This window comes from Paenarthrobacter sp. 10L420, assembly GCF_056395385.1.
On record NZ_JBFTJK010000006.1, the window covers coordinates 159,727 to 177,284 of the forward strand.

The window sequence follows — 17,558 nt, forward strand, 5'->3', positions numbered from 1 at the left end:
CATAGCCGTAATTGACGGCTACGCTATGGCCATGCACAGAATCCTTGTCACCGGCGGGGCCGGATTCATTGGATGCAACTTTGTCCACTACATCATGGAGCACACTGTGCTCCATGTCACGGTCCTGGACAAATTGACGTACGCCGGCAACGAAGAGTCTTTGGCCGGATTGCCGGTTGGTCGCCTGGACTTCGTCCGGGGAGATATCTGTGATGCCGCACTGGTGGACACGCTGGTGGCCGCTACGGACGCCGTGGTCCATTTCGCCGCTGAATCGCACAACGACAACTCGCTCGAAGATCCCAGGCCCTTTATCGATACCAATCTGGTAGGGACATTCACCCTGATCGAGGCAGCACGCCGTTACGGCACGCGGTTCCATCACATTTCCACGGACGAAGTCTACGGCGACCTCGCACTGGACGATCCGGACCGGTTCACGGAGGGCTCTGTGTACCGGCCCACCAGCCCCTACTCAGCCACAAAAGCGGGATCGGATATGTTGGTGCGGGCTTGGATCCGTTCCTTCGGGCTGCGGGCGACCATCAGCAATTGCTCGAACAATTACGGGCCTTATCAGCACGTGGAGAAGTTCATCCCCCGGCAGATCACAAATATCCTGGATGGGACGCGTCCACGGCTGTACGGCCAGGGTAGGAACGTGCGGGACTGGATCCATGTTGAAGACCACTCTTCTGCAGTTCTTGCGATTCTGGAGCGCGGACGCCTCGGTGAAACATACCTGATCGGCGCTGACGGTGAGCATTCCAACCGGGAAGTGGTGGAATTGCTGCTCTCGATGTCTGGCCAGTCACCTGATGCCTACGACCTCGTGACCGACAGACCGGGCCATGATCTGCGGTATGCGATCGACTCCACCAAATTGCGGAGGGAACTGGGATGGGTCCCATGCTATAGGGATTTCACTACGGGACTGGCAGACACGTGGCACTGGTACACCAAGAACGAGGACTGGTGGCGACCCCAAAAAGCCGTGACCGAAAACAAGTACGCGGAACAGGGCCATTAGCCACATGCAACCGGCCGCCCAGCTAAGATGCAGACCCACGCCGATCCCCGGACTGGTCCTTTTCGAGCTCCCGGTCCATGGCGACAACCGTGGCTGGTTCAAGGAGAACTGGCACCGCGAAAAGATGGCGGCCTTGGGACTCCCGGATTTTGGACCGGTGCAAAATAACATTTCCTTCAATGCATTGCGGGGAACTACCCGGGGTATCCACGCCGAACCGTGGGACAAGTTCATCTCCCTCGCCTCAGGGCGGATCTTTGGTGCGTGGGTGGACCTGCGGGATGGGCCTACGTTCGGAACGATGTTCCATGCCGAGCTGACGGCCAAGGACGCCATCTTCGTTCCACGCGGCGTGGGCAATGCCTTCCAGACCCTGGAAGACGACACCGCCTACACGTACTTGGTCAACGACCATTGGAGCGCCGCGGCCCAGTCTGAATACACCTTCCTTAACCTTGCCGACGAAGACGTCGCCATACCCTGGCCGATCCCACTGGAACAGGCCATCCTGTCTCCGCAGGACCGCAGCCACCGCCGGTTGGCGGCAGTCGCGCCCATGCAGGGCCGGCGCACGTTGGTCCTTGGTGCGGACGGACAGTTGGGCAAGGCCCTTAGACAGGAGTTCGACGACGACCTGACGGTGGATTTCGTCGGGCGGACGCAGTTCGATATCTCCACAGAGGATTCCTATCTCGGCACCGATTGGCGGAAGTACTCCACCATCATCAATGCTGCAGCCTTTACGGGAGTCGACGCGGCGGAGACAGCGGAAGGCCGTACGGCTGCCTGGCGCATCAACGCGTCCGCAGTGTCCAGGTTGGCCAGGACCGCCGTCGAACATTCACTGACTCTTGTCCATGTCTCCAGCGACTACGTTTTCGACGGTACGGCCGCCGTGCACATGGAGGAGGAGACGCCCACTCCCCTGGGTGTCTACGGGCAAAGTAAAGCTGCAGGGGACGCTGCTGTCGCTTCCGTGCCGAGGCATTACATTGTGCGGAGCAGCTGGGTGGTGGGCGAAGGCCGCAACTTTGTACGCACCATGGCCGGGTTGGCCGCCCAAGGCGTCTCACCCGCCGTCGTCGATGACCAGTGGGGACGGCTTAGCTTCTCAGAGGACATCGCAGGCTTTATCCGGCACTTGCTTCAGAGCGGTGCGCCCTATGGCACCTACAACTTCAGCAACAGCGGCGAACCGCAATCCTGGGCGGACATCGCCAGGGAGGTCTACCGGCTTTGCGGGGCCGATCCCACTCAGGTTGGATCCGTGAGAACGGCCGACTACGCCAAGCCCGGAATGGCGCCTCGTCCGCGCAGCAGCGTCCTGGACCTGTCCAAGATGATGGCCATCGGGTTTAATCCGCCGGACGCCACCCAGCGTTTGGCTGAGTACCTTGAGGCTTGGAGGTCTAGCGGAGTCCGGCGAAACGGCCTAAAGTGGGCCTAACGGCAGCCTCAAGCAGGGGCCGGGAGACACCTCAAGTGAACATGTTGTAAAGGCGGCAGTTGTCCGCCAGCCACGATCCAAGCAGTGCAGCAGCCTTGGATCGTGGGCCACATGGTTGTGCCTTGAGCTGGACCCGAGCCCGGAGCCGAAAATGCTGCTTCCCAAAATTACGTCCGTCGGTGACGTTGCACACCTGACAGTTCCCCGCCTCCGCCCGTTCCGCAGACTTAACGGCGGCCGTCTCCTTTTTCAGCCTCCCACGGGCGAGATTGACGCTGGGCCGGGCACCGCTGAAGGGACCTGGGTTTGCCTGGGTGGGGTCCCCGTGAAACTGACGCAGCTCAATGATGCGCTGCAGGAAATTGTGGATCGCGCAGCCTCCGCTGAGGCCACCCCCATGGGCGTATGCTCAGCAAATCTTGACCACATCCGCCATTTCGGCGCAGGAAGCCGGTGGATGGGCACGCTGGACCAGCCGGCGTCCATTCAGTGGCTGACCTTGATTGATGGTGCACCCTTGGCGACGCAAGCCCGTCGCCTCACGGCAAGGGCGTGGCCCAGGCTTGCTGGCAGCGACCTGATCGAGCACCTGCTGGATTCGGCCTCGCAACGGGGCCTGAGGGTTGGCTTCCTGGGCGGCTCAGAGGAGACGCAACAGCTCATCCGGACGAGATTCGCTGTTGAGCGCCCGGAGCTGGAGGTCGCCGGATGGTGGGCGCCTGGCCGGCCAACGCTTGGGGACGACACGGCTTCCCGCCAGCTCGCAGCCCATATTTCGGAGACAACACCTGACATCCTTGTTGTCGGTCTGGGCAAACCCCGCCAGGAACTATGGATATCCGAGTACGGCCATTTGACCGGGGCCAAGGTCCTCCTGGCCTTTGGGGCGGTTGTGGACTTCCTGGCCGGACATATTCGCCGTGCGCCTTCCTGGGTGAGCTCGCACAGTCTTGAATGGGCGTGGCGCCTGATGTTGGAACCGCGCCGGTTGGCCCGCCGGTACTTGGTGGAAGGACCGGAGGCCTACGTGAAATTGCGCACGGCCAGCAGTCGTGACATTGAGGCGAGCACTACGGAGGCCGCCCGGCCATCCATCGCTGCAAGGTCCGTCCCGGGGCCGGTGCCCAGCCGGGCTCCGGGATCGTTTGTGCCGGTGACCGACAGGGCCGACGTCGCTGTGATTGTTGTCACCTACAACAATGCGGACGACGTCGGGCCGCTTGTCGCGGGCCTGCGGAAGGAAGCGACGAATCAATCGATCAAAGTGGTCGTGGCAGATAACTCCCCTGACGAAAGCACCCTCCTTCAACTTTCGCACTATCCCGACGTCACAGCAGTGCGAACAGGTGGAAACCTCGGCTATGCCGGCGGTATCAACGCTGCGTTGTCGGCGGCCGGCGACGCCGGAAGCTACCTCGTCCTAAATCCAGACCTGCGCGTCGAACCAGGCGCAGTCGCCGCCATGCTCAAGCGCATGAATGAGCAAGGGGCGGGCATGGTGGTGCCGGTCCTGCTGGACGATGACGGCAGTATCTACCCTTCGTTGCGTCGTGAGCCGGGCGTCCTGCGAGCGCTGGGTGACGCTGCGTTGGGCAGTCATGTGAAGGCCAGGCCTGGATGGTTGTCGGAGATGGATTTTGATCCGGAGAGTTACCTGCACGGGCATCGCGTTGATTGGGCTACGGGTGCGGCTCTCCTAATCAGTGCGGGGGCAGCGAGGGCGGTGGGTGCCTGGGACGAGCAGTTCTTTCTGTATTCGGAAGAAACGGATTATTGCCACCGGGTGAGAGATGCGGGTTTTTCCATCTGGTTTGAGCCCGCGGCCCGGATGTGGCACGAAGGTGGGGGGTCGGGCACGTCGCCGCAGCTGACTGCGTTGATGTCCGTTAATCGGGTTCGCTATGCGGCTAAGTATCTTGGGCGTGGCCGGGCGCTGGCTTTCCGGGGTGTGGTCCTGGCCGCGGAAGTTGCCCGCTTGAATAAGCCCGGGCATCGGGTTGCGGCGTGGGCGGTGCTAAGTCAACGGCGTTGGGACTCGCTCCCCCACGCTACTCGGACCTCGACCACAGTTATGCCATGACTGCTGCTTCACATCCCTCCGGTGCAGTCATTATCCCGGCGCATAACGAGGCCCGTGTTATCGGCAGAACGCTTGATGCGTTGAGGGAGGTCATTGCGTGGGGCACCGTTGATGTTGTGGTGGCCTGTAATGGGTGCGTGGACGCCACAGAGGTTATTGCGTCCAGGTGTGAAGGTGTCCGCGTCCTTCACGTGACTGAGGCGTCCAAGACTGAGGCGTTGAACGCTGCCGACCAGGCGACGCTGCGTTGGCCGCGGCTGTATTTGGACGCCGATATTGAGGTCCCTGCTTCGGCGCTGCGTGTGGTCTTTGCGGCGCTGGAGAATACCGGGTTGCTGGCTGCCCGTCCTGCCTTTCGATATGACACCCGAGGCGCTTCGGCGCTGGTCAGGGCCTACTACCGCGCCCGTAGCCGCATCCCGGGTAACGCCCAGGGGCTTTGGGGTGCCGGTGCGTATGCGCTGAGCTATTCAGGGCATGAGCGGCTGGGTACGTTTCCTGCCCTTACAGGTGATGACTACTACGTGGACCGGCTGTTCTCTGCCCGGGAGAAGGCGGTCCTGCCCACCGAGCCTGTGGTTGTCCGGACGCCGCGGACGTGTGCCGCATTGTTGTCTGTCCTGAGGCGTACGTACCGGGGAAACGCGCAGCAGGATCGCATGTCCGGAGGTGCTTCCGCTGTGCGGACCATACGTGAGTTGATTGCCTCCGTCAGGGGGCCGCTGAGTGCTTTTGATGCCGCGGTCTACGTCGTGTTCGCTGGTGCGGGCCGCCGTCGTCCGCTGTCCTCCGGCAATATGGTGACTGCCTGGGAGCGGGACGAGACCAGCCGTTAGTCAGAAGCCGCAACTGCCGCCGCCTTCAATGCTGTAAAGGTGGACCGCGTTGCCGTCGGCGAAGGTATCGGTGAAGGTTCCCTTCACCATGGGGATGGTGCGGTTTTCGTCGATGACGACGGCGGTGCTGCCGCCGCATTTCACCGCGAAAGTTGCTGCTCCGCCGGTGTTCTTGTTCGCTCCGGCAAAGATATAGAGCTTGCTGTTGTGGAGTTTAGTGGCGAGGTCCACGGGGCCGCTGGCTGTGGTGGCGCCGTCGAGAAAGGGTGCATTGAGGATGGGTGCGAGGTCGTGGATTTGCTTATTGACGGCAGTCACTGTGGATTGTGCTTCGCCCGGGCAGTCACGCAGCACATGCTGGGTCACGCAGTCTCCGCCGAAACTGTGGTTGAAGTAGATGATCCCGCGGGCTCCGTGGATGAGGCTGCTCCAGACTGCTGCTCGAATTTGCGGTCCGCTGATGGTTGTCGCCTGCGGCGAGTCCTCAAAGGGATGTCCGACTTCTACGAAAGCCCAGACGGGTGCTTTCCCCCCAGTGAGTTTTCGGATGCGTTCAACTGTCCACCCATAGTTTGCTGCCAGTCGGCATTCGGATTCCGTCAGGTCGTTCGTCGAGCCGTTGATTGCCCCGCCCTCTGTTTTGGCGCAGATGTTGGGGTCAGTGAACCAGTAGTTGTCCGCTGATACGAGATTCTGGGTTCCGTTGATGAAAGCCCGTGATTGTTCGTCGGAGAGCCAGAACGTTATCCCTTTGCCATAGTTCGCGTAGATCATTGATCCTGGTGGTGCGGCGGCGCGTAACTGGTTCTGGACTGTGTAGCCGCATTTGGATTGTTCCGGGACGCAAATAGGTCCTTCGCCCGGGTACTTACCGGTCCATGGAGCGTCTCCTGCACCAGCCCACATGTCCACTTCGTCGCCTAAGGCATAGCCTGATGCCTGGGCTGCTGCGAACGTCGGAATTGCGTACATTCCGGAAGCCCGGACGAGGTCGAGGTCGGAATCTGTGGTTAAGACAACGTAGGTGTTCAGTCCCTCAGCGCGGTCCTTTGCCACGTAGTCCTTTTCCAAAGCGCTTTCGAACCAAACGCCGACTGGGAAGAAATGTGGTTCCGTGGGTAAGGCATTCGTGAATGGCGAGTAGAAGTCAAGGCCGCCGTCGACATCGCGAACATCAATTCCAGGCATAGGGGTCGAGGTGCTGTGCGGCGTTTGGATGCTGGGAGCGGGTGCAGTGATCGGGCCTGGGATAGGCGCGCCGCTGACCATCGCGGTTGTCGCCAGAAGGCACAACGCGGCAAGGGCGCCGAACCTGGCGATTGTTCTCCGCTTCATGGCTAGCGCCTTTCTGGCCTGCCATCGAGCGGCCGCGTCGCTCCGTCGCCGGTGCTTTGTCGTGCCAAGCGCCACAGTGCACCAGCGATTCCCAGCATGAAGAACAAGAGGCTGGCTGCCATGGGGAACGACAGTCCGTCAAAGAACGCGAATGTCACGGCGATCGCGGTTATTGAGGCGAGAACGGCCTGACTGATCTGGCGCATTTGTGCATCGGTCGACAGCTTCCGTGCACGCCAGGCGCCAACGATGGCACAAAGAATCAGCCCTGTGAATGCTGCCAATCCAGCGAATCCCAGTTCCACCAGAATGCCGAGGAATTGATTGTCCACGATGACGTAGTCCGGGAGGAACGTCCCGAACCCACGTCCGACGACGGGGTTGTTTGCCAGCATGCCAAAAGCTGTTGCGTATGCGCTGGTCCTCGAACTGATGCTCGGGTCTGCGGTGCCCACCGTGAAAAGCCCGCGGAGGGTGCCAAGCATCCCGGGAGTCACCAGATACATTCCCGCCGCGAGCACGATGCCGAGCAGCAGCGCACCACGCCGAACCTTCTTGGGCCAGGACGGTATCAGGGCAAGCACAGCGACGCCGAACGCCATCAGTGCCGAGCGTGAGACGGATAGCACAGCTGCTGCAGAGATGGCCGCCACGGGCAGCCATCGCAGGATCCAGCCTTTGGCCCGGTCAGTAACGGCGAGCGCTATGGCGATGGGAAGGGAGGCAGCGAGCACCACTCCGTACTCCAAGGGGTGGCTGGCCATTCCGGCCGCACGAATGAATCCGCCCCTGGATTGCACGCCGGTCAATTCCGAGGCGGCGCTGAAGCCTGGAATGCTGATCCAGTCCACAAGGGATGATCCGGTGGCGAATTGCATCAATCCCAGGACAGCAGTCGCTGTCCCGACCATGACGAGGCTTCGCAGCACTTTGATCAGTGTTTGGCGGCTGGCCAGTCCGTCATTGATGAGAAGGAAGATGCCGGCCCAGCTGGCCAAACGGATGAGGCCGCTGTCTGCGGGGCTGGCCTCCGGATCAGGAACACCGTGCAGCATTGCCAATGAATAGCTGGTCAAGGCGGCGGCGAGAAAGACCACCATGGCGGTACGGACTGTTTGGACGCCTGCGCGCGTTGGCGTGGTCCGTTGCAACTGATAAAGCAGCCACCAAGCCAGGGCCAGGAGTCCGCACAGCGTGGTTGGCCGGCCCACGGAACCCAAGGCTGTAATGGTCAGATTTGACGGAATAAAGCACGTAGCCACCAAGTAAACGATGACAAACCAGGAAACGTCCCTGCGCTCCGGGGGGTTCGCGGTGCTGAGGATGCCGGGATCCTTGATGTTCTCATAGGAGGGATGCATGGACTGTCCCCTCTACTGGCGTGATCCGGTTGTGCTTCCCTGCGGGTTTGATCCGGTTACGCTTCCGTCGCACCAAAACGCGATCAGTGTAAAGGGTTGCTACTGATGTTAGGGCCAAAGACAGCCCTGCCCACGCTACAGCGCCCTTCATGCGGGTCACGGGGGTTCCGCCGCCGAAGATGACCTCGGCTTTTGACGGCGTGGTCTGCGTGGATATACGGTCGGCCTTTACGGATGCCTCGTTCTGCAGGTGGATCGTTGCGTCGTTGATACGGTCAAGAATGCCTGCCAGAACCTGGTTCACCCTTTCGGCGCTCGTGTCCACCACCTGAACTTTGAGCACGGGTTGGCTGAAGGTCTTGTTCCATTGACCACCGCTGGCGGGGAGTGTCACTGAGAACCCCTGTTGAACGCCGGCGCCATATAGGGTCCCCCTGGTCAGGGCCAGGTCCACCGACGGAGCTTCCTGGTTGACACGGCGCTTGACCATGTCGGCGAATTCAGTCAAGGTCATGGCGCTGCCACCCGAGATCCAGTAGGCCGGTTCGCGTTCGGGGGCCAGGAAAGTGACGTCAGCTTCGGTCCAAAAGACGGGCTCCGAGGAACGGATCGCGCCAAGGGCAGCCAGGCCTACCGCCAGTCCGAAGGCCACAATGTACCATCGGCGCAGAAGTATCCCCAGGAAAGTTGACGCAGTCATGGCTAGCTTGACCCGGAGGACAGTGGCAGGACGCCATGGATCTCTTCATCGGTTTCCTTGGCGTCGTGGGAAGTGTGCCTGCTCCGGGATCCCCCGGGGCGGATCTCGGAGGGGGCGGTCACGGCCTCTTTTGCCAGCATCGTCGGGCTGTGGACAGTGGCATGTTCGGCGGCGTCACGGCCCTCAAAGGGAGAAGCGTCGCCCTCCGGCAAGGTATCTTTCCTTGCTGCTTGCTTCTTGCGGGCCTTGGTCATCAGGAGTCCGTCCACCAGGACAGACAGGAGCAATGTGAGTGCCAGCCCCCCAGCCCCGGCAATGAGGACCAACTGCGTGCGGGCCTTCACCTCGGGAACGGCTTGCCGGTCCACGAGAAGACTCATCGTGGTGATCCTGGCCGGCACCGCGACGTTCAGGGTTTCCTGCATTTCGTTGAGTGAGCGGGGAGTTTCGTCCATCACCGCCTTCAGCAGTGCCATGGTCTCTTCGGGGTTGTCCGCAGTGGCAGTAATGATCAGAATCGCGCCACTGGTGCCGCGGTCGGGCTCGGCGATGTAGGTGGCGGATCCGAAGTTGGCCAGAAGCCGTTCCTTCACAGGCTGCGACGTGATTTTGCGGATCAGGATGTCAAGGGCCTCGCTCATTCCGCCCAAATAGAGGTAAGGATTCCCGGCCTCGCCGATGCTTTGGCTCGACGGCATGAGGACCAGGCTTGCTTGGGACTTGTATTTTTCCGGGGCCGTGGTTTGGATGGCCATGCACAGCAGCCCCGTAACGAGGATGCCTGCAACCACCAGATACCAGCGCCGGACAACACTGGTTAGAACAGTTCGCAGCTGCATCATGTGCTCCCAATATGACGGGGAGCGCGTTGACTGACCCGCTCCGTGGTTTGTTGCACACCCAAAAGGGAAAGCAGGCTTTCTGCCCTTACATCCCATGTGTGCTCCTGTGCTGAGGCTTGGATTCCCCGTTGCTGCTCACACGTCAGCACTGTCTCAAGGCCTGATCGCACAAGTTCCACAAAATCCTGCGACGTCGTGGCTATCTTTACGAACTCGGAGCTAATCCACCGCGTGGCCGGAAGGTCAGTGGCGACCACAGGTATTCCGAAGGCAAGATATTCGAGGGTCTTGAGGGGAAAACTTGACCGGTTAAATTCCGAATCCGTGTAAGGGGTAAGGCCCAGGGCAGCCGTACCCAGTACCCTGGCAACCTCTTCAGGGGGTACCTCGCCACGCCAGTCAACATTCGGCCGGGACAAGAATTCATCAAGGCTCCTCCGGGCGGACCGTTCTCGTTCTGTCCTCGGACCCAAGACGATAATGGGAAGTCGTGTCCTGCCCAGATCACCAAGGGTGGCAAAGTCCAAACGTTCATTAAGCTGGCCGATCAACACAGCGACCGGTTGGCGGACAGTTCCGGGTTCGGCTGGAACGGGGGGCCTGCAACCATTTGGCAGGAACTTCACCTTCCGGCCTGAGAATTCAGAAGCTTTATGTGCCAGTCCGGGCGACACCGCTGTGACGACATCGGCCGCAGCCATGTTGGTGCGAAGGACCCGTTCCAGGTGGGGGCGGGATAATCCCATGAGCTTCGCTGAGGCAAGCCAATCATCGGTCAGATGAAGAAGCCGGGGCGCGGATAGTCCTCGGGGGAACTGAATCAAGGGCGATGTATTCACCACTCCTGCAATGCCGTCGCCCACCTTCTTCGCTGCCGACTGCAGGGTCCACCGGGCGATGGCCTCTGTGGAGCGTCGTACCAGGGGCCGGCTGAAGCCGGGCAGGGCGGGGACGCGCAACCTGCCCACTGTGGGGGCCACGGTCTCAGCCATGCCACAAAAGCTGCGTACCGCGTGACGACGCACGTTCCCATCCCTGGCAACTGAGACCGGTTGATCGACCCAGATAACCTTCGTGCGGGCGCTCAGCGCCTCCGCCAGCAGCCTGTCTGTCCCGGGCACTCCATCCCATTGCGCTCCAGAGATATACATGATGGTGCCGCTCATGCCTTCACCGCCGCGGCTAGCTTCGATTCAGCGGCCGTCATAGCGACAGGACGGGCATTGAAATCGTCCCTGGGCAGCCGTCCCAGCACGCGTTGACCACGTCGCTTCCCCACATAGCCGCAGTAGCGGATCATTGCGGCCACCTCAGGTGCCATGGTCGAAGTCAGACCATGGCGGGAAGCCGCGAAACGCTGGTAAAGGAGATCCTGACGTCGCCCCGCAGAGTCCAGGGAGTACCGCTCTTCAACGATTTGCCGGCCAAAGGACCCCAAGCCGCGACGAAGCTGATCATCGTCCATGAGTTGCCTCAGGATAGCGGCCAAAGCGATTTGTCCTTCTCCGGCTGTGCCGGGACCGAATCCGTACCACCCTTGCCACAGAAACGATGGTAGTGACTCCGATGTCAAGAGTTCCCAAAAGCCTCTCTCGCCTTGCACCACAAGGGGCTTTCCAAAGGACAAACCCCGCAGCGCTGAGCCACCCATGCCTAGTACGACATCAGCAACGGCATAGGCAGGGCGGGGATCGGAAAGTTGACCTGTAAGGGTCACAGTGTCCCGACCGGTGGCTGCGTTGATAAGGGCAGCCCTGGCAGCGACTTCTGCCCTCGCCGGGCCGGTTCCCGCGATGATCAGGCGAACGGGCCCCTCAACGGACAGCATCCGCACAGCATCCATGGCGCAGATGATGCCCTCCAGCTTCAATTCGTGCGCCAGACGGGTAACGCACACAACATTCAGGAAACCGTCAGTCAAGGCGAACTTACGCCTGAATGCTCTCAACCCCGGCGTGGCGGAAACTTGGTTGGCGAGAATATCCACCGGTGGTTCCATAACGTGCACGTCCCGCCTGCCCCGGGAAGCCTCCCAGTGCCGGATTTGTTCTGTACCAACCATCAACGGCATGGATTTTGGTATGAACGGAGCCACAGCCATGGACATCACCGTGGCCACAGAAGTGGTGCCGCGGACCAGTTTGGAGGCAACCAAACACTCCAACGCTGGTGGCCACTCGTATCCGTGGAGGATATCCACTCGGCGCTCGCGGACGGTGCGGACCAATGCGTGGATGACAGCCGGCGAGGGTCGTTTCCCGGGGGCCGGTGCTTCCACGTATTCCAAACCCAGTTCCACTGCCTTCTGCGCGAGCGGCCCCTGCTGTCCAAAGAGCACGACGTCATGGCCCAGGCGCTGAACGGCGGCGCCCAACTCCATAGCATTCAACTGGCTCCCTCCCACGCGGAGGTCATGGGGATAAACAAGGATCCTCATACCAGAGACACCTCCTGGCCCCGGCCCCAGAGCCTGACACCGGCAAGATCGTGCCGGGCCAGGGCCAGGGTTGCTGCCAGCGCCAAAACACCAACACCTGTGGATGCCAAAACAGCTTCAAGGGGTGAACGTATGAACTGGCTCAACAGCATGGACGCAAGCCCCGCGCCGGCAGCAACACAAGCCGGGCGGAGCAGGCGGACAGCCATAGCCCTAAGAGGAACCTTTGCCCGCCGCATTGCCTTCAGGTACAAAGGTGAGGTCACTGCAGCAGCCACGGCAACAGGTGCCGCAGCCAAACCCGGCATCCCACCAAAAAGGGCACCGGCTATCAAAGATGGAACCAAAGCTCCCAGCGCAACCAGTTGGACAGTGAAGATCGATACTGACAATCCCAGAATCACGAGGTAGTCGTAAATCAACTCGTGCAGCACGCGAAAGGCAGTCAGCGGGGCGAGCCAGATAAGGGCCACGCCAGCAGGAGCCCACGCATCTCCATAGACCAGCGTCACCAGTGGGACTGCACAACCCATCATGACGGCACACGTTGGCAAGAGGACTGCTGCAAGCGCCCCGGTCAGCGACAACAGGGCCGAACTCATGTCTTCGGGTTTGTCCTGCAAACGGGCAAAAGTCGCCGGTGCCACGCTGCGAAGCGGCTGGGACAGCAAACTCGACGGCCATCCAGCCATATTGAACGCCATGACATAGAGACCCAGAGCAACAGAGCCGAGCATTCTTCCCGCAATGAGCTGGTCAACGTAGCCCACAGCAAAGACCACTGCGCTCGCGCCGGCCAGAGGTAACCCAAATGCCAACAGCTGTTTCGCTGACCTCCGCGAGAACCCAAAACGATACGGTAACGGTGAATAGACCAGGAAGAGAACGGCGGAAACCAGACTGGCCAGCACCCGTCCGATGGCAAGACTCATGGCTCCCATGCCCATGATGACAAGAACCAGGGATACAGCTGCTCCCAGCCATACATTGACCTGATCAATGATCATGCGTTGGCCCTGCTGGAAGTTGCGTTGAAGGAGCGCTGCCGGCGTTGCTACCAATCCGTTAAGCACGATGCAAAATGCCAGCGCCCTGACTACATCTGTGGCGGCTTCGTTGCCCATGGCGCTAGTGAAATAGGGAGCCAACACGAAGGAACCAGCAAAAAGAATGAGGCTGCATGCAGTGGAGATTGTGGTCACCGTGCCGGCAATAGCCTTCGGGTCACCCGGCCAACGCACGATTGCCAGGCTTACCCCCAACTCGTTGAAGCTCAGCACCGCTACGAGTGCTACAAACGCCACCGCATACGTTCCGAATTCCTCAGGGCCAAGCAGCCGCGCCAGCGCTATCCCGATACCGATTGTGCCCAGACGTGTGACGAACGCGTTGACAACGCTGATCACAAACGCCTTGGACGGTGTGGGTTTGGATTTAGTGGGCACAGGGCTCGGGAGGGTCACAAGGCATCCTCCAGCTCAGGAGAAAATCCGCGGCGGATAACGCGTGCCGGCACCCCGGCCCAGGTCTCTTCTTCAGGAACATCAGTAAGCACGGCCGCTCCCATACCGATGGTTGCGCCGGCGCCGACGGTGCGGCGCTCGCGGACGCTGGCGTTCATGCCGATGTAGGCTGCGCGGCCGATGTGGACGTTCCCGCCGAGGGATACGCCTGCGGCAAGGGTGGCGAAGTCGCTGACGACGTCGTCGTGGGTGAGCGTGACGCCGGGCATGGCTACTACGTGGCTTCCCACTGTGACGGAGGCCGTCATGGTGACGTTCGCCAGGAGAATGCTGCCAAGGCCGATCCTGCATCCCTCCGGCGGATGTACAGATGAGTCGATCGCCGTTGCGTAGCGGTCTTCCGCAAGGCCCAGGGTGCGTAACCGCATGACGACGCTTTCGCGTCCTCGGCCCGATCCAATACAGACCAGCAGCATGGCGTGTGGGAAGGTCAGAGCATCGCGGATGGGGCCCAGTACGTGGGCGCCGTCCACGACGCGCCCGAGTTTGTCCTCGTCGTCGTCCAGGATTCCGATGACGTCGTATTGTCCGGTGTTGCGGACCATGGCCAGGACCTCGCGGGCGAGTCCGCTGGCGGCGATGAGGAGGAGCTCGGTCATCTTCCCTGTCCTGCCGCGCGAAGCACTGAGTCGATGACCCGGACCTGGTCACCCAGGGTGAGTTGGTGGTACAGAGGCAGGATCAATGTGTGGTCTGTCAACCATTCAGTTGCTGCCAGCGAAACCGCTCCCTTGGCTGTCCGGGCGTAGGCAGGTTGCCGGTGTGCGGCCATGATGCCGCGCCGTGCCGATATTCCGTCCTCGGCCAGGCGGGTCATCAGGGCATCCCTTCCCATAGGGAAGGCGTCGCCTACTTCCAGCCAGCAGGACTGGAAGTTTCCGGTTCCGTATCCGGGGTCGTCCACTAAACGGAGGCCTTCGACGCCCGCAAAGGCCTGGGCGTAGTTGGCGGCCAGTTCGCGCCTGCGTTGCACTGCTTGGCGCAGCCGGCCGAGTTGGACGATTCCGACGGCGGCCTGAAGGTCGGTCATGCGGTAGTTGAAACCTACTTCGAGATATTCCTCGGCCGGGGCAAGGATGCTGGCATGACGGTCCGCGGCTGAGACGCTCATTGCGTGTTCGCGGAGCCGGCGGGACCGGTCTGCGAGGTCCTGCCGCGGCGTGGACAGCATCCCGCCCTCGCCTGTGGTGAGGATCTTACGGGGGTGGAAGGACCAAGCCACCAGCTCGGCGCCCGCTCCTACCGGACGGCCGCGGTAACGGGAACCGATGCCGCAGGCTGCGTCTTCCACCACGATGATGTCTAGGGGGTCGCACAGGGCCCGGATGGGATCGAGATCCACGGGTACTCCGCCTTGGTCCACGGCTATGACGGCCCGTGTAGCAGGCGTCAACGCGGCGGCAATCGTTTCAGCGGTGACACAACCTGTTAGTACGTCGACGTCGGCAAAGACCACCCGGGCCCCTACATAACTGGGGGCGTTTGCCGTGGCAATGAAGGAGAAGGAGGGAACAACGACGTCGTCTCCCGGACCAACCCGGGCCACGGCGAGTGCCAGGTGCAGGGCTGAGGTGCAGCTGGAAACCGCGACGGCGAAAGCAGCCTGTTGCTCCATGGCGAAGGCTTCCTCGAACTGCTTGACTTTGGGGCCTTGCGCCACCCAACCGGAAGCGATGACCTCTGCCACTGCTTGGGCTTCTTCTTCCCCAAGCCACGGTTTCATCACGTCGATGCGTGCCAGGGAAGTTTCGGAGGTGGTCATCGTGCACCTACTGAGGGTGTTTCGGGCCGGGCCAGCTGCCGGGAGGCTGCGATTTCTTCACGGAGGGGACGCCACCACGTGACGAGTGTGCGGAGTCCATCTTCAAGTTCTATTGCGGCTTCAAAACCAAGGTCCCGTTTGGCGGCGGTGACGTCTGCGAGTCGGCGAGCGACGCCGTTGACTGCGCGTTCAGGTCCGTGGTCAAGGTGCAGCGGGGATTGCATGACCCGGAGCAGTGTTTGTGCGAGTTCGGCCAGGCTGGTTTCGATGCCGCTGGCCACGTTATAGACACCCTCTCGGACATCGCTTGCGGCTGCGAGGATGTTGGCCCTTGCGACGTCGGCGGTGTGGATGAAGTCCATTGTCTGGTGGCCGCTGCCGAAGATCAGGGGCGGAACGCCGTCGACTATCCGCTCCATCCATCGGACAAGTACCTCCGTATAGAGGCCGTGGACGTCCATGCGGGGTCCGTACACGTTGAAGTACCTCAGGAGGACGTAGTCCAGGCCGGACATGGCCCGGAAGCTCCTCGCCATTCCCTCATTGAACGATTTCGCGGCCCCATAAAAGGTGTCGTTGTTGTGGTGGTGGTGCCTCTCGGTGGTGGGGAATTCTTCTGCCATTCCATAGACCGAGGCGCTTGACGCCGCGATGACCTTTTCCACGTTGTGCTCAACGGCGGCTTCGAACACGTTGAAGGTTCCGTCCACCAGGACCTCAAGAGCCAACCGTGGTTCCTCGGCGCATTGGGTGATGCGGATCGCAGCCTGATGGAAAACCAGATCTTTGCCCCTGGTGACGTCGTGGATCAGGTCCCGGTCCCGCAGGTCACCTTCCACCAGCTGTACGAGTCCGGTAGCCAGCGCATCGTTGAGGTTGGCCCGGCGCCCCCTGACGAGGTTGTCCAGGACGTCCACGTGCGCCGCGCCGGCGTCGACCAGTTGGTCAACCAGGGTGGATCCGATGGTTCCGGCGCCTCCGGTGACCAGGACGTTGGCGCCGAGCAGCTTCTTCACTGTGCGACCTGGAGAGCGACCTCGTTGCCGGCAACGATGGTTGACTGGCCGTCTGTTCCAAGGCTTTGGGTGACGGCTTCCAGGACTGAGAGGACCCTGAGTCCGGATTCGCCGCTGGTGCGCGGCATCGTGTGGTTCCGGATGGATCCGGCCAGCTCGGCGACGACCTGGCCCAACGGTTCGCGTTCCTGCAACGCCGGTGACCAGGTATCGCCGAGGCGATAGGAGATGGCCGAGTTCTTTTTGTCCGCCGCTGACCGTGGCTGCTGTTCCAGGCTGACGCCGCGATCATAGACGCTGAGGCGTTGTTGGGGGTTCAGGTCGTCCCAGACGAGCGTCCGCTTTGAGCCGCCAATGATCATCTGTCGGATTTTGGTGGGACTGAGCCAGTTCACGTGGATATGCACCATGGCGTCGTTTGGCAGGCCGAAGGTCAGGTGGCCTACACAGTCGCGGCCCGTACCCAGGGGATCTGCGCCGTGTGCAGAGATCTCGGTGGGATGCAGGCCTCCTGGCAGGACGAAATCCAGGATCGAGAGATCGTGGGGTGCAAGATCCCAGAAGACATTGACGTCCGGTTGGACAAGTCCGAGGTTGATGCGCACGGAGTCGACATACAAGATGTCGCCCAACGCCCCACTGGAGACGAGCTCCTGGATCTTCAAAACCGCCGGAGTAAAACAATAGGTATGGTCTGCCATGAGGACCAGGCCGCGGGCCTTGGCTTCCTCCACCATTTCCAGGCCCTTGGCGCGGCTATCCGCGAGTGGCTTCTCGACGAGAACGTGCATGCCGGCCCGCAACGCGGTCATCACTACTCCGTGATGCGTGTGCGCCGGGGTCGCGACGGCGACGGCGTCCAGGTTGTACGTGTCCAGAAGTTCGTCCAAGGACTCGACGACGGCGACGCCGCCTACCGTTTCAGCCAGCCGAAGTCCGCGCTCCACGTCAAGATCGCAAATTGCCACCAGTTCCCAATCCGGGCTGGCTTTGAGGTTCCTGGCGAGGTTCGGGCCCCAATATCCCGCTCCGACCACGGCGATCCGTAACTTCGGGGTCATCCCGTGGCCGTTAAGGTGGCCTGATGGAATAGTTCCTATGCTCATTTTCCACTCGGATTCTGTGTTGGATAGCTCGGTTCTTTCTCAGGTAATGCTTTTGGGGCTGCTCGACGTGTCTCGGATCAGCC

General features: G+C 61.3%; 15 protein-coding genes. 4 read left to right on the forward strand and 11 right to left on the reverse strand.

The window, feature by feature from the left end; translation table 11 throughout:
* The first annotated feature begins 31 nt into the window (after nt 1-31).
* From rfbB to AC1DD5_RS11610, 4 genes are all read left to right on the forward strand, one after another.
* Nucleotides 32-1,030, forward strand: coding sequence for a dTDP-glucose 4,6-dehydratase (gene rfbB, locus AC1DD5_RS11595; RefSeq protein ID WP_477521513.1), 999 nt, complete (start codon nt 32-34; stop codon nt 1,028-1,030).
* A 4-nt stretch (nt 1,031-1,034) separates the two neighbouring features.
* Nucleotides 1,035-2,477 carry a sugar nucleotide-binding protein gene (locus AC1DD5_RS11600; protein WP_477521514.1) on the forward strand — a complete coding sequence of 481 codons (1,443 nt, stop codon included), beginning with the start codon at nt 1,035-1,037 and terminating at the stop codon, nt 2,475-2,477.
* 151 nt (nt 2,478-2,628) lie between these two features.
* Entirely contained in the window at nt 2,629-4,557 is a 1,929-nt protein-coding gene (locus tag AC1DD5_RS11605) for a WecB/TagA/CpsF family glycosyltransferase (RefSeq protein ID WP_477521515.1), read from the forward strand.
* Nucleotides 4,554-5,393, forward strand: coding sequence for a glycosyltransferase (locus AC1DD5_RS11610; RefSeq protein ID WP_477517378.1), 840 nt, complete (start codon nt 4,554-4,556; stop codon nt 5,391-5,393). The genes AC1DD5_RS11605 and AC1DD5_RS11610 overlap by 4 nt, the downstream gene beginning before the upstream one ends.
* Here the strand turns inward: AC1DD5_RS11610 and AC1DD5_RS11615 are convergent, their stop codons facing one another.
* The 11 genes from AC1DD5_RS11615 to AC1DD5_RS11665 are packed head-to-tail and all read right to left on the reverse strand — an operon-like array spanning nt 5,394 to nt 17,475.
* Nucleotides 5,394-6,728: a hypothetical protein gene (locus tag AC1DD5_RS11615; RefSeq protein WP_477521516.1), complete on the reverse strand. Its 1,335-nt coding sequence runs from the start codon at nt 6,726-6,728 to the stop codon at nt 5,394-5,396.
* 2 nt (nt 6,729-6,730) lie between these two features.
* Nucleotides 6,731-8,089, reverse strand: coding sequence for an O-antigen ligase family protein (locus AC1DD5_RS11620; protein WP_477521517.1), 1,359 nt, complete (start codon nt 8,087-8,089; stop codon nt 6,731-6,733).
* A complete protein-coding gene (locus AC1DD5_RS11625; RefSeq protein ID WP_477521518.1) occupies nt 8,073-8,789 on the reverse strand; it encodes a hypothetical protein in 717 nt (238 codons plus the stop codon). The genes AC1DD5_RS11620 and AC1DD5_RS11625 overlap by 17 nt, the downstream gene beginning before the upstream one ends.
* A 2-nt stretch (nt 8,790-8,791) precedes the next feature.
* Nucleotides 8,792-9,631, reverse strand: a complete 840-nt coding sequence (locus tag AC1DD5_RS11630; RefSeq protein ID WP_477521519.1) for a hypothetical protein — start codon at nt 9,629-9,631, stop codon at nt 8,792-8,794.
* Complete coding sequence (locus AC1DD5_RS11635; protein WP_477521520.1) at nt 9,628-10,797, reverse strand: glycosyltransferase; 1,170 nt, start codon at nt 10,795-10,797, stop codon at nt 9,628-9,630. Before AC1DD5_RS11635 ends, AC1DD5_RS11630 begins: the two co-directional genes overlap by 4 nt.
* The gene (locus AC1DD5_RS11640; protein WP_442017827.1) at nt 10,794-12,068 is read right to left on the reverse strand and encodes a glycosyltransferase family 4 protein; all 1,275 of its coding nucleotides are present in this window, start codon (nt 12,066-12,068) and stop codon (nt 10,794-10,796) included. Before AC1DD5_RS11640 ends, AC1DD5_RS11635 begins: the two co-directional genes overlap by 4 nt.
* On the reverse strand, nt 12,065-13,531 hold the full coding sequence (locus AC1DD5_RS11645) for an oligosaccharide flippase family protein (protein WP_442017828.1): 1,467 nt from the start codon (nt 13,529-13,531) through the stop codon (nt 12,065-12,067). The genes AC1DD5_RS11640 and AC1DD5_RS11645 overlap by 4 nt, the downstream gene beginning before the upstream one ends.
* Nucleotides 13,528-14,190 carry an acetyltransferase gene (locus tag AC1DD5_RS11650; protein ID WP_442017829.1) on the reverse strand — a complete coding sequence of 221 codons (663 nt, stop codon included), beginning with the start codon at nt 14,188-14,190 and terminating at the stop codon, nt 13,528-13,530. Before AC1DD5_RS11650 ends, AC1DD5_RS11645 begins: the two co-directional genes overlap by 4 nt.
* Nucleotides 14,187-15,353, reverse strand: coding sequence for a DegT/DnrJ/EryC1/StrS family aminotransferase (locus AC1DD5_RS11655; protein ID WP_442017830.1), 1,167 nt, complete (start codon nt 15,351-15,353; stop codon nt 14,187-14,189). The genes AC1DD5_RS11650 and AC1DD5_RS11655 overlap by 4 nt, the downstream gene beginning before the upstream one ends.
* The gene (locus AC1DD5_RS11660; protein ID WP_442017831.1) at nt 15,350-16,369 is read right to left on the reverse strand and encodes an NAD-dependent epimerase/dehydratase family protein; all 1,020 of its coding nucleotides are present in this window, start codon (nt 16,367-16,369) and stop codon (nt 15,350-15,352) included. The genes AC1DD5_RS11655 and AC1DD5_RS11660 overlap by 4 nt, the downstream gene beginning before the upstream one ends.
* Entirely contained in the window at nt 16,366-17,475 is a 1,110-nt protein-coding gene (locus AC1DD5_RS11665; RefSeq protein ID WP_442017832.1) for a Gfo/Idh/MocA family protein, read from the reverse strand. Before AC1DD5_RS11665 ends, AC1DD5_RS11660 begins: the two co-directional genes overlap by 4 nt.
* Between the last annotated feature and the right edge of the window lie 83 nt (nt 17,476-17,558).